The following is a 12,463-nucleotide window of genomic DNA, read 5'->3' as shown; positions in this document are numbered from 1 at the left end:
GCCGGATCACATTCCGGCGATCAGTTTCTCCACCCGGTCGTCCACCGACCGGAACGGGTCCTTGCACAACACGGTGCGCTGTGCCTGGTCGTTCAGCTTCAGGTGCACCCAGTCGACCGTGAAATCACGGCGCTGTTCCTGGGCCCGCCGGATGAAGTCACCGCGCAGCCGGGCCCGAGTGGTCTGCGGCGGGACGGACTTTCCTTCGAAGATCTTCAAGTCGTTGCAGACGCGGGTGGCCTGCCCCTTCTTCTCCAGCAGGTAATACAGCCCCCGCCGACGGTGAATGTCGTGGTAGGCGAGATCTATCTGGGCGACCCGCGGATTGGACATGGTCATGTTGTGCTTGGCGCGGTACCGCTCGATGAGCTTGTACTTCATGACCCAGTCGATCTCGGTGTCGATCCGGTCGAGGTCCTCCGTCTCGATCGCCTCGAGCGTCCGGCCCCACAGCTCCAGCACCCGCTCCACGGTGCCGGTGCGGATCCCGCGGCGCTCGCAGAAGTCCACGGCCTTCTCGTAGTACTCCCGCTGCACCTCCAGGGCGGATGCCTCCCGGCCGCTCGCCAGGCGCACCTTGCGGCGGCCCGTGATGTCGTGGCTGACCTCGCGGATCGCCCGGATCGGGTTCTCCAGGGTGAGGTCCCGCATCACCGTGCCCGCCTCGATCATGCGCAGCACCAGATCGGTGGCACCGACCTTGAGCAGCATGGTCGTCTCGGACATGTTCGAGTCGCCCACGATCACGTGCAGCCGGCGGTAGCGCTCCGCGTCCGCGTGCGGCTCGTCGCGCGTGTTGATGATCGGCCGGGACCGGGTCGTCGCCGAGGAGACACCCTCCCAGATGTGCTCGGCCCGCTGGCTGACGCAGTACACGGCCCCGCGCGGCGTCTGCAGCACCTTCCCCGCGCCGCACAGCAGCTGCCGCGTGACGAGGAACGGGATGAGGATGTCCGCGAGCCGGGAGAACTCCCCGTGCCGGGCCACCAGATAGTTCTCGTGGCACCCGTAGGAGTTGCCCGCCGAGTCGGTGTTGTTCTTGAAGAGGTAGACGTCGCCCGCGATTCCCTCCTCGTGCAGGCGGCGTTCCGCGTCGACCAGCAGCCCTTCGAGAATGCGCTCGCCGGCCTTGTCGTGAGTGACCAGTTCGATCACGTTGTCACATTCGGGTGTCGCGTATTCGGGGTGCGAGCCCACATCGAGATACAGGCGGGCACCGTTCCGCAGAAACACATTGCTGCTGCGGCCCCATGACACGACACGGCGGAAGAGGTACCGCGCCACCTCGTCGGGAGACAGGCGGCGCTGTCCCCTGAACGTACACGTGACGCCGTACTCGTTCTCCAGCCCGAAAATGCGGCGGTCCATGACTGAACATTACGCCCGATCCCCGGACCTGAAACGGGGTTCGACGGCACGATCCGGATCATTTTCGGATGAGGCCGCAACAACCCCTCCCCCGCGCGAATCCGCGAGCACCCGCCCCGTGACCAGCAGAACCAGCAGCGCCACGGCCCCCGCCGCACCCGGCACCGCGAAGCCCCACGGCGTCCCGCCCCACTCCACGACGGGCCCCGTGAGCCCGGTCCCCAGCGACTGGCCCACCACGAACGTCGTCACCAGCCACGAGAACGCCTCCGTGACGGTCCCCCGCGGCGCGTGCCGGTCCACGAGCACGAACGCGCACGCGATCGCCGGCGCGAGGAAGACGCCCGCGACGGCCGTCAGCCCCGTCATGGCCACCGGGCCGGGCAGCAGCATCAGCGGCAGGTAACACACCGCCAGCAGGGCCACCAGCACCCGCAGTCGGCGCTCCGGGGCACCGGTCCACTCCCGCGCCCCGTACACGCCACCGCCGACCAGGGCACCCAGCCCCAGCGCGGCCATCAGCCACCCGTACACCGCGTCCCCACCGTTGTCGTCCGCGTACGACTGCGCCGACAGCGTGATCGAACCGAGTGCGACCCCCACGAACAGGAACGCCGCCAGCAGCGCCAGCAGCCCCGGCGAGCGCAGCGCGCCCAGCCAGTGCGCCTCCCGGGGCGCCGAACGCCACGCGCGCGAGGGAGGCGACACGACGACGGACAGCGCGCCCAGCACACCGATGACGTTGAGCAGGACCAGTGCCGTCCGCGGATCCCACAGGGACACGAACAGCGTCACCAGCAGCGGCCCGACGGTGAACATCACCTCCTGCGCCACCGCGTCCATCGCGTACGCCGTGTGGACCCGCTCCTCCTTCCCCCGGAGCACGGACGGCCACAGCGCCCGCAGACCGCCCTCCAGCGGCGGCGTGAACAGACCGGCGACCACCATGGCCGCGTACGCCACCACGGGAGGTTCCAGCCCCACGAAGGCGAACAGCGTCATCCCGAGTCCCGAGACGACCGCGGCCGGCAGCTGGACACGCGGCTGCCCGTACAGGTCCACCAGCCGGCCCAGCAGCGGCTGCCCCACCGCGTTGGCCACCCCGTACACGGCGGCCAGCGCCCCGGCGAGGCTGTAGCTGCCGCCCTCCGCGCGGGCGAAGAGGACGATGGCGATGGCGGCGGTCCCGTTCGGCAGCCGCCCCACGAGCGTGCCGACGAGCAGCCGAGCGGCGTGTCTCGCTCTGAAGATCTCCGCATATCCGGAGGCCATGTCCTGCCCTTTCCTCTGCCTTCTCGTGTCCGGCGGGTGGCGGGTCCGGAGACCTCGAAGTTCCCGGAGACCGCGAAGTGTTACGTATAACGTCCGGCGTCATACGTACCATGTGCGTCGTCGACGAGTAAAGACTGCATGGACGAGCGAAGACAGCGTGAAGGAGCAGGCCGCCGGTGGCACGAGGCAGCACCCGCCCCACCAGCCGTGACGTCGCCCGGGCCGCCGGGGTCTCCCAGGCGGCGGTCTCCCTGGTCCTGGGCGACAAGTGGCGCGGACGCGTCTCCGCGGCCACCGCCGAGCGCGTCCGGCAGGCCGCCCACGACCTCGGCTACCGGCCCAACCTCGCCGCCCGCAACCTCCGCCTCGGCCACACCCGCACCGTCCTCCTCGTGGTCCCCGCCCTCACCACCGAGTTCTTCGCCGGCGTCTACACCGGCGCCGCCCGCGTCGCCGCGGCTCACGGCTTCGGCGTGGTTCTCTACCCCTCCCCCGAGGGCATCGGCCCCGCCCGCGACCCCTTCGCCTCCGCGCAGGCCGCCCTCGACGGCGTCATCGCCTCCTCCATGGCCGCCGACGCCCTCACCGCCATCCGCGGCGACCAGCTCCCCCTGGTCATGCTCGACAGCGACCCCGACGGCAGCCTCGGCGCCGCCACCGTCAACCTCGACATCGCCGACGGCGCCCGGCAGCTCGCCGACCACCTGCTCGCCCTCGGCCACCGACGCTTCCTGCACCTGGCCGCCGACATCGCCTCCTGGACCTTCGAGGTGCGTGCCCGCGAGCTCGCCGCCCGTATCGGCACGGTCGCCGGCACCGGGGTACGCACCGCGCGGGCGCCCATCACCATCGACGACGCCCGCGCCGCCGCCGAAGCCGCCCTCGCCGCCCCCGGCCCCCGCCCCACCGCCGTGATCTGCGACGACGACAAGCTGGCCGCCGGCGCGTACAAGGCGGCCCGCAGGCTCGGCCTGCGCATCCCCGACGACCTCTCCGTCACCGGCCTGGACGACCTCGCCCTCGCCACGGCCCTCGACCCGGAGCTGACCACAATCCGGCTGGACGCGGAGCTGTTCGGGGAGCGGGGGATGCTGGCGTTGCTGGCCGTGCTGGAGGGACGTGAGCCGGACGGCGGCGACATCCCGGTGGAACTGGTGGTACGCGGCTCGACGGCCGCACCGCGCTCCTGAAGACGCCGCGCGCCCGCCCGGGAACGCCGCGCGCCCCGGCCTGGAGCAGGCCGGGGCGCGCGGCGTCGATCGGTCAAGGTCGGCGCAGGGGCTACTTCCCCTCGTCGCCGCTCTCCTCCTCGGCCTCGGCGGCCGTCTCCGCGCCGCCCGCGTCCAGCAGCCGGACGAGCTGCCGGCCGGTGATCCGCTTGAACTTGCGCTGCTGCGGACGCGTACGGTCCAGCACCGCCACCTCCAGGCGCTCGGCGGGGATCTCCCGCTCGCTGCCGTTCGTGTCGCGGGAGAGGGCCTGCACGGCCAGCTTCAGCGCCTCGGCCAGCGTCATGCCGTCCCGGTGGCGCTGGTCCAGGTAGCCGCTGATCTGCTCGGCGTTGCCGCCGACCGCGACCGAACCGTGCTCGTCCACGATCGAGCCGTCGTGCGGCAGCCGGTAGATCTGGTCGCCCTCCGGCGTCTCGCCCACCTCGGCGACGACCAGCTCCACCTCGTACGGCTTCTCGGCCGCGGAGGAGAAGATCGTGCCGAGGGTCTGGGCGTAGACGTTGGCGAGGCCGCGCGCGGTCACGTCATCGCGGTCATAGGTGTAACCCCGCAGGTCGGCGTAGCGCACACCGCCGATCCGCAGGTTCTCGTACTCGTTGTACTTGCCGGCGGCCGCGAAGCCGATCCGGTCGTAGATCTCGCTGAACTTGTGCAGCGCGCGGGACGGGTTCTCGCCGACGAAGACGATGCCGTCGGCGTACTGCAGCACGACCAGGCTGCGGCCACGGGCGATGCCCTTGCGGGCGTACTCCGCCCGGTCGGCCATCGCCTGCTGGGGTGAGACATAGAACGGCGTCGACACCGGTTATCCGTCCCTTTCTGCTGTCGAGGTCACTGGATCACCTTGCAATAAGACGGCCGCGTCAGAGCAGCGCGGCCCGCGGGCCGTCCGGCTGCTCCAGGCGCCGCTCCAGGATCGAACGGGCGATCCCGGAGGACTCCTCCTCCGTGAGACGGCGGAACCCGTCCTCGGTGATCACGGTGACGATCGGGTAGATCCGGCGGGCGACGTCGGGACCACCCGTCGCCGAGTCGTCGTCGGCCGCGTCGTACAGGGCCTGCACGACGAGCGTCGTGGCCTGCTCCTCGCTCAGGTCGTCGCGGAACAGCTTCTTCAGCGCGCCGCGCGCGAAGATCGAGCCGGAGCCCGTGGCCGCGTAGTTCTGCTCCTCGGAGCGGCCGCCCGTGACGTCGTACGAGAAGATGCGGCCCTTGTCGCGGTCCACGTCGTACCCGGCGAAGAGGGGGACCACGGCGAGGCCCTGCATGGCCATGCCGAGGTTGGAACGGATCATGGTGGACAGGCGGTTCGCCTTGCCCTCCAGGGAGAGCTGGGTGCCCTCGACCTTCTCGAAGTGCTCCAGCTCCAGCTGGAAGAGCTTGACCATCTCCACGGCCAGCCCGGCCGTACCGGCGATGCCCACCGCCGAGTACTCGTCGGCCGGGAAGACCTTCTCGATGTCCCGCTGGGCGATCACGTTGCCCATGGTGGCGCGGCGGTCACCGGCCAGCACGACGCCGCCCGGGAACGTCACGGCGACGATCGTGGTGCCGTGCGGCGCCTCGATCACACCTTGGGTGGGCGGGAGCTGCCGCTTGCCCGGGAGCAGCTCCGGCTGGTGATCGGAGAGGAAGTCCATGAAGGAGGACGACCCGGGCGTCAGGAAGGCAGCCGGTAGACGCCCGGTGCTACGAGTGTTGGCTTCCACGCGTTTCCTTCCACGTATGCAGCAGCCCGCCTTATGGCGTCGGGCCGGTCTTTGAGCTGCCCCAGTGCGGCATTGCAGCTGAAGCACAGTACGCCACGGACCTTACCCGTCCCGTGGCAGTGATCCACATGTTCGGGGACGGCCGCCGAACATATGCAGCAGACGCCGCCCTGAGAGGCGATCAACTCGTCGCGCTCGGCCTCGGTGATGCCGCACTGGCGCTTCAGGTGGTCGCGACGGCTCTGCGCCGCCCGGCACGTCTTGCAGCGCGTCGACAGGCCGTCTGACGCGGTCGCGTTCCGATGCCACTCACTGTGGGGCTTGATCTCTCCGCAGGTCCGGCAGAGCTTGTGCCCGGCCGGAACGTCCGCTTTCTCGCGGACCTCTTTCCCCTCGGACTCCCGGCGGCGCCGGTAGTGCGCGGCGCCGTACTCCGCCACGCACTTCCGGCACCGCACCTGCATCCCGTCACGCCGGTTCTTGTCCCGCGCGAACGCTGCGACAGGGAGCTCCCACTTGCAGCGAGTGCACACCTTCGCGCTCGGCTCGTCAGTCACCCTCAACCCCCGCCACCTTCGCTTCGAAGGCTACAGCGACCTAGCGCCCTTCACTCTCCACCCTTTTGCACGAATGAACGCACGAAATCCTCTGCATTTTCCTCGAGTACATCATCGATTTCGTCGAGCACCGAGTCGACGTCATCGCTCAGCTTCTCGTGCCGCTCCTTGACGTCCTCGCTGGCCTGCGCCTCGGGCGCCTGCTCCTCGACCTCTTCGTTCGAGCGCGTGGCCTTCTGCTGTCCGCCGCCGGTGTCCTTGGTCGCCATAACCCTCACCCCGCTCAGTTCGCCCGACATGGTCGGCATTGCTGCCGATCGTGATGATCAGACCCTACTCGCCGGGTCCGACATCGGCCCCGTAGTTGTCACAACGTCCGGGGGCCACCTCGATGATTCCCGGACGCCGCCCTTTCGCACCTCGCGCGAAAGGTCCCGTCCGGGTACCCCTCAGCCACCCGACAGCACCCTGACCAGGTCCTCCGCCGTGCGGCAGCGGTCCAGGAGCTCCTTCACGTGATTACGCGTTCCGCGAAGCGGTTCGAGGGTTGGAACGCGTTGCAGCGAGTCCCGGCCGGGGAGGTCGAAGATGACCGAGTCCCAGGACGCCGCGGCGACGTCGTCGGCGTACTGCTCCAGACAGCGGCCGCGGAAGTAGGCGCGGGTGTCCTCCGGCGGGCTCGTCCGGGCCCGTTCCACCTCCGTCTCGGCGAGCAGGCGCTTGACCTTGCCGCGGGCGACGAGCCGGTTGTAGAGGCCCTTCTCGGCGCGCACGTCGGCGTACTGGAGGTCGATGAGGTGGAGCCGCGCCGCGTCCCAGTCGAGGCGGTCCCGGCGCCGGTAACCCTCCATGAGCTCGCGCTTGGCGACCCAGTCGAGTTCACCGGACAGGCTCATGGGGTCGTTCTCGAGGCGGTTGAGGGTGTCCTCCCAGCGGCTCAGGACGTCCTTGGTCTGGTCGTCCGCGTCGGCGCCGTAGCGCTCCTCGATGTACTTGCGCGCCAGTTCGTAGTACTCCATCTGGAGCTGTACGGCGGTGAGGGTGCGGCCGCTGCGGAGGGTGATCAGCCGCTTCAGCGCGGGGTCGTGGCTGACCTGGTGGAGGGTGCGTACGGGCTGGTCGACGGCGAGGTCGACGGCGATGAAGCCGTCCTCGATCATGGAGAGGACCAGGGCCGTGGTGCCGAGCTTGAGGTAGGTCGAGATCTCGGAGAGGTTCGCGTCGCCGATGATCACGTGGAGGCGGCGGTACTTCTCGGCGTCCGCGTGCGGCTCGTCGCGGGTGTTGATGATCGGACGCTTGAGGGTGGTCTCGAGGCCCACCTCGACCTCGAAGTAGTCCGCGCGCTGGCTGAGCTGGAAGCCGTGCTCGTGGCCGTCCTGGCCGATGCCGACGCGGCCGGCGCCGGCGAAGACCTGGCGGGAGACGAAGAACGGGGTGAGGTGCCGCACGATGTCCGAGAAGGCGGTCTCCCGCTTCATCAGGTAGTTCTCGTGCGTGCCGTAGGAGGCACCCTTGTTGTCGGTGTTGTTCTTGTAGAGGTGGATCGGCTGGGCGCCGGGGAGCTGGGCCGCGCGGTCGGCGGCCTCCGCCATGATGCGTTCGCCGGCCTTGTCCCAGAGGACGGCGTCGCGGGGGTTGGTGACCTCGGGGGCGCTGTACTCGGGGTGCGCGTGGTCGACGTAGAGCCGTGCCCCGTTGGTGAGGATGACGTTGGCCAGGCCGATGTCCTCGTCGGTGAGCTGGCTGGCGTCGGCGGCCTCGCGGGCGAGGTCGAAGCCCCGCGCGTCCCGCAGCGGGTTCTCCTCCTCGAAGTCCCATCGGGCCCGGCGGGCCCGGTGCATCGCCGCCGCGTAGGCGTTGACGATCTGGGACGAGGTGAGCATGGCATTGGCATTGGGGTGGCCGGGGACGGAGATGCCGTACTCCGTCTCGATGCCCATTACTCGCCGTACGGTCATGCGGCCCTCCTTGCCCGGCGGCGCCCTCGTTCGGGGGCGGCGCTCAAGTACCGCTGGTGCTCCGGTGCGTGTGCGGTGCCCGTCCCCGCACTGCGCGACTCGGCGGTACGAAAGAGCCTAGAACGCCTTTGCGCTGGTGGGGAGATCATTTGCGTCATTGCCTTGGTATGGCTGTGACCCGAAAAACAGTCGGCTGCGGGTGCCCGGGAAGGGCACCCGCAGCCACCCCGTCTTTTACAGGTACTGTCCGGTGTTCGCCACCGTGTCGATGGAGCGTCCGGTGTCGGCGCCCTGCTTTCCGGTGATGAGTGTCCGGATGTAGACGATCCGTTCACCCTTCTTGCCGGAGATGCGGGCCCAGTCGTCGGGGTTGGTGGTGTTGGGCAGGTCCTCGTTCTCCTTGAACTCGTCCACGCAGGCCTGGAGGAGGTGGGAGACGCGCAGGCCCTTCTGGCTCTTCTCGAGGAAGTCCTTGATCGCCATTTTCTTGGCGCGGCCGACGATGTTCTCGATCATCGCGCCGGAATTGAAGTCCTTGAAGTAGAGAACTTCCTTGTCGCCGTTGGCGTAGGTGACCTCCAGGAAGCGGTTCTCCTCGGATTCGGCGTACATCTGTTCCACGGCGGTCTGGATCATGCCCTGGACGGTGATCGCCTTGTCGCCGCCGTGCTCACCGAGGTCGTCGGCGTGCAGCGGGAGGCGCTCGGTGAGGTACTTTCCGAAGATGTCCTTCGCCGCCTCGGCGTCCGGACGCTCGATCTTGATCTTCACGTCGAGCCGGCCGGGCCGCAGGATGGCGGGGTCGATCATGTCCTCGCGGTTGGAGGCGCCGATCACGACCACGTTCTGCAGGCCCTCGACGCCGTCGATCTCGGCGAGGAGCTGGGGGACGATGGTGTTCTCCACGTCCGAGCTGACGCCGGAGCCGCGGGTGCGGAAGAGGGATTCCATCTCGTCGAAGAAGACGATGACGGGGGTGCCCTCGCTGGCCTTCTCGCGGGCGCGCTGGAAGACGAGGCGGATCTGCCGCTCGGTCTCGCCGACGTACTTGTTGAGGAGCTCGGGGCCCTTGATGTTGAGGAAGAAGCTCTTGCCGGCGGCCTGGCCGGTCACCTCGGCGACCTTCTTGGCCAGCGAGTTGGCGACGGCCTTGGCGATGAGCGTCTTGCCGCATCCGGGGGGCCCGTAGAGCAGCACGCCCTTGGGCGGCCGCAGTTCGTGCTCCTTGAACAGGTCGGGGTAGAGGTACGGCAGCTCGACCGCGTCGCGGATCGCCTCGATCTGGTTGCCCAGGCCGCCGATCTGCTCGTAGCCGATGTCGGGGACCTCTTCGAGGACGAGTTCCTCGACCTCGCTCTTGGGCACGACCTCGTAGACGTAGCCGGAGCGGGGTTCGAGCAGCAGGGCGTCGCCGGGGCGGATGGTGACGTCCAGGAGCGGCTCGGCGAGCCGTACCACCCGTTCCTCGTCGGTGTGCCCGAGCACCAGGGCGCGTTCGCCGTCCTCGAGGATCTCCTTGAGGGTGACGATGTCGCCGACGCGCTCGAATTCCATGGCCTCGACCACGTTGAGCGCTTCGTTGAGCATGACCTCCTGGCCACGCCGCATCTCGTCGAGTTCGACGCTGGGGCTGACGTTCACGCGGAGTTTGCGTCCTCCGGTGAAGATGTCGGCGGTGCCGTCCTCGTTCGCCTGCAGGAAGACACCGAAGCCGGCCGGCGGCTGGGCGAGCCGGTCCACTTCCTCCTTGAGGGCCACGATCTGGTCGCGGGCCTCGCGGAGTGTGTTGGCGAGCCGCTCGTTCTGGGCGGACACGCCGGCCAGATTCGTCTGCAGTTCGACGATCCGCTCTTCGAGAATCCTCGTGTGTCGCGGCGAGTCGGCGAGCTTGCGTCGCAGGACGGCGATCTCCTGCTCAAGGTAGGCGATCTGCCCGGCCGGGTCGTCGGACCCTCGTCCCGGGCGGATGCCGCGGTTCATGTCGTCGTCGTGGGCTGCCACGGTCCTCACCTCCTCCAAGGGGAGCTGGACGCTTCCAGACCCTACCTGGGTGGGTGTCGATTGAAACCCCTAGATCACAAAGACTGTCAAGGTGTGTCCGATCTTCACCCTTGCGCTCTCCCTCACGCCAGGGGAATACCCACTGAACATGATTAGAAAGCTGGCAGAGGTAGGGTCGAAGTGTTCAACACCCGTCAGAGCTGGGCCGACTTATCGTGTGTCGGTTTGACCGACGGGGGAAATGGCAGGAGAGATGACCGTGCAGCAGGAGACCGGGACCGGCAGCGAGGCGCTCGAGGTCTGGATCGACCAGGATCTGTGCACCGGCGACGGCATCTGCGCCCAGTACGCCCCCGAGGTCTTCGAGCTGGACATCGACGGGCTGGCGTATGTGAAGGGTGCCGACGACGAGTTGTTGCAGGCCCCGGGGGCGACGACACCGGTTCCGCTGCCGTTGCTGACGGACGTGGTGGACTCGGCCCGGGAGTGCCCGGGCGAGTGCATCCATGTACGTCGGGTTTCGGACAGCGTGGAGGTCTACGGCCCGGACGCGGAGTGACCGGCGCGGCCGAAGCAACCGAAGTGACCAACTGAAGACATAAGTCACTTTTGTCTGTTTTCTCACACGCCGCGCGCTTCGGGCGGCGTCGAGCGGACGAACGCGCCGCCCTTCCACTGCCACTTGGCCCGCTCGGTGATGTCGGGGCAGCAACTCGGTACGTCGGGTGAGGAGTAGCCGAGCAGTGTGGCCGTGACGGCACCGTCCGCGACGGCGAAGCCGGTGACGCCGCGCCGCTCCTTCGGGTCGACGAGGGTGGCGACCACCCGGGGCCCGGCCGCGGTGCCCTGGGTGAGGACGTACACGCCGTTGGGCGGATTGCCGGAACCGGCGTCGCAGCGGACCACGGCGACCGTCTCGGGCCGGCCGTCGCCGTCGAGGTCGCCGGAGGCCTTCTGCTGGACCAGGGTCCCGACGGGACCGCACTCGATCGGGAAGTCGACCGCGGCGGGATCGGGGGCCGGCGCGGTGACCGGGGCGGCCGAGGCCTCCGGGCCCGGCTGGACCGCGGTCGCCGGGTCGGGCTCCAGTACGGAGGAGAGGGCGATGACCGCCGCCAGGGCCGTGGCGGTGGCGAGCCAGTGCATCGGACGGGTGCGGGCGTGGTCCAGTTCCGGGACGGCGGAGTGCTGCACGAGAGAGATGTCTCCTGTGAGGGCTGTGCCGGTGGGATGGACCGCATAGTGCCATACGTCACAGGGCGACGGTACGGCGGGGGCGGCACCGGGGCCGCCGGGGCGCGCGCGTGTGTGGTGCCGCCGCGGCGTGTGGGGTGTGGGGGACGGCGGGTGCCGGGGCGACGGGTGCCGTAATACAGGAGCGCCGTGGCGGAGTTCCCGGAAGTGTGGGGGAACTCCGCCACGGCGCCCGTACGTTGTGTGCGGCACCGGGCCGCCGTCAGCGGCCCGCGCCCCCGTCGGCGTTCGGTCCGGCGTAGTCCTCGCCGTAGGCGCCCTTGGCGGGGCGGCGGCGGCGCATGGGCGGCTCCACGCCGTCGGCGAGGCGCCGGGCGGTGAGCAGGAAGCCGGTGTGACCGATCATCCGGTGGTCGGGCCGGACGGCCAGGCCCTCGATGTGCCAGTTGCGGATCATCGTCTCCCAGGAGGTCGGCTCGTTGAAGCAGCCGATCTCGCGGATGGACTCGACGGTCCGGGCGAGCTGGGTGGTGGTCGCCACGTAGCAGCACAGGATGCCGCCCGGGACGAGGGCCTTGGAGACGGCCTCCAGGCACTCCCAGGGGGCGAGCATGTCGAGGATGACCCGGTCGACGTCGGTGTCGCTGAGGTTGTCCTGGAGGTCACCCACGGTGAGCTGCCAGGCGGGGTGGGGGCCGCCGAAGTAGCGCTCCACGTTGGCCTGGGCGATCTCGGCGAAGTCGGCGCGGCGCTCGTACGAGTGCAGCATGCCCTGGTCGCCGATGGCGCGCAGGAGGAAGCTGCTGAGCGAGCCGGAGCCGACGCCGGCCTCCACGACGCGCGCGCCGGGGAAGATGTCGGCGAAGGCGAGGATCTGCCCCGCGTCCTTCGGGTAGACGACGGCCGCCCCGCGGGGCATGGACAGGACGTAGTCGGGGAGCAGGGGGCGCAGCGCCAGGTAGGCGACGTTTCCGGAGGTGCGGACGACACTGCCTTCGGGTGCGCCGATCAGCTCGTCGTGCGGGAAGGAACCCTTGTGGGTGTGGAAGTTCTTCCCGGCTTCGAGCGTGAACGTGTAGTGGCGTCCCTTGGGATCGGTGAGCTGGACCTGGTCCCCGACCTTGAAGGGCCCGCGACGGCGGGCGGCACCGGTCGGTTCGGACATAGGA

11 protein-coding genes and 1 pseudogene are annotated in these 12,463 nt (G+C 69.3%); 2 read left to right on the top strand and 10 right to left on the bottom strand.

Annotated features, from left to right (window positions below; all coding sequences use genetic code 11):
* Positions 1–6: 6 nt before the first annotated feature.
* Both pafA and IEZ04_RS14750 read right to left on the bottom strand, forming a co-directional pair.
* Positions 7–1,368 (bottom strand): Pup--protein ligase, encoded by a 1,362-nt coding sequence (pafA, locus tag IEZ04_RS14755; protein ID WP_189217301.1) that lies wholly within the window; start codon positions 1,366–1,368, stop codon positions 7–9.
* A 9-nt stretch (positions 1,369–1,377) separates the two neighbouring features.
* A pseudogene (locus IEZ04_RS14750) lies at positions 1,378–2,667 on the bottom strand (MFS transporter); the annotation flags it as partial.
* Between the two features lie 149 nt (positions 2,668–2,816).
* Here IEZ04_RS14750 and IEZ04_RS14745 point away from each other — a divergent pair.
* Positions 2,817–3,830 (top strand): LacI family DNA-binding transcriptional regulator, encoded by a 1,014-nt coding sequence (locus IEZ04_RS14745; RefSeq protein ID WP_189217299.1) that lies wholly within the window; start codon positions 2,817–2,819, stop codon positions 3,828–3,830.
* A 91-nt stretch (positions 3,831–3,921) separates the two neighbouring features.
* Here the strand turns inward: IEZ04_RS14745 and prcA are convergent, their stop codons facing one another.
* The 6 genes from prcA to arc form a co-directional block, all read right to left on the bottom strand.
* On the bottom strand, positions 3,922–4,674 hold the full coding sequence (prcA, locus tag IEZ04_RS14740) for a proteasome subunit alpha (protein WP_189217298.1): 753 nt from the start codon (positions 4,672–4,674) through the stop codon (positions 3,922–3,924).
* A 61-nt stretch (positions 4,675–4,735) separates the two neighbouring features.
* Positions 4,736–5,581 (bottom strand): proteasome subunit beta, encoded by an 846-nt coding sequence (gene prcB / locus IEZ04_RS14735; RefSeq protein WP_189217297.1) that lies wholly within the window; start codon positions 5,579–5,581, stop codon positions 4,736–4,738.
* On the bottom strand, positions 5,533–6,138 hold the full coding sequence (locus IEZ04_RS14730; protein WP_189217296.1) for an endonuclease VII domain-containing protein: 606 nt from the start codon (positions 6,136–6,138) through the stop codon (positions 5,533–5,535). Before IEZ04_RS14730 ends, prcB begins: the two co-directional genes overlap by 49 nt.
* Positions 6,139–6,188: 50 nt before the next feature.
* On the bottom strand, positions 6,189–6,407 hold the full coding sequence (locus IEZ04_RS14725) for a ubiquitin-like protein Pup (RefSeq protein WP_189217295.1): 219 nt from the start codon (positions 6,405–6,407) through the stop codon (positions 6,189–6,191).
* A 180-nt stretch (positions 6,408–6,587) separates the two neighbouring features.
* Positions 6,588–8,099 (bottom strand): depupylase/deamidase Dop, encoded by a 1,512-nt coding sequence (gene dop / locus IEZ04_RS14720; protein WP_346158632.1) that lies wholly within the window; start codon positions 8,097–8,099, stop codon positions 6,588–6,590.
* Positions 8,100–8,333: 234 nt separating this feature from the next.
* A complete protein-coding gene (gene arc / locus IEZ04_RS14715) occupies positions 8,334–10,100 on the bottom strand; it encodes a proteasome ATPase (RefSeq protein ID WP_189217294.1) in 1,767 nt (588 codons plus the stop codon).
* A 253-nt stretch (positions 10,101–10,353) separates the two neighbouring features.
* On the opposite strand from arc, the gene IEZ04_RS14710 reads away from it, so the two are divergent.
* Positions 10,354–10,659, top strand: coding sequence for a ferredoxin (locus IEZ04_RS14710; protein ID WP_189217293.1), 306 nt, complete (start codon positions 10,354–10,356; stop codon positions 10,657–10,659).
* 62 nt (positions 10,660–10,721) lie between these two features.
* Here the strand turns inward: IEZ04_RS14710 and IEZ04_RS14705 are convergent, their stop codons facing one another.
* Together IEZ04_RS14705 and IEZ04_RS14700 are read right to left on the bottom strand one after the other, a co-directional pair.
* Positions 10,722–11,294, bottom strand: a complete 573-nt coding sequence (locus IEZ04_RS14705; RefSeq protein WP_189217292.1) for a hypothetical protein — start codon at positions 11,292–11,294, stop codon at positions 10,722–10,724.
* A gap of 262 nt (positions 11,295–11,556) precedes the next feature.
* Positions 11,557–12,459: a tRNA (adenine-N1)-methyltransferase gene (locus IEZ04_RS14700; RefSeq protein ID WP_189217291.1), complete on the bottom strand. Its 903-nt coding sequence runs from the start codon at positions 12,457–12,459 to the stop codon at positions 11,557–11,559.
* Positions 12,460–12,463 lie beyond the last annotated feature (4 nt).

Source organism: Streptomyces ruber, from assembly GCF_014648075.1.
GTDB classification, from domain to species: domain Bacteria; phylum Actinomycetota; class Actinomycetes; order Streptomycetales; family Streptomycetaceae; genus Streptomyces; species Streptomyces ruber.
The sequence above is the reverse complement of the archived record's forward strand: the minus strand, read 5'-3'. Positions and strand labels throughout refer to the sequence as shown.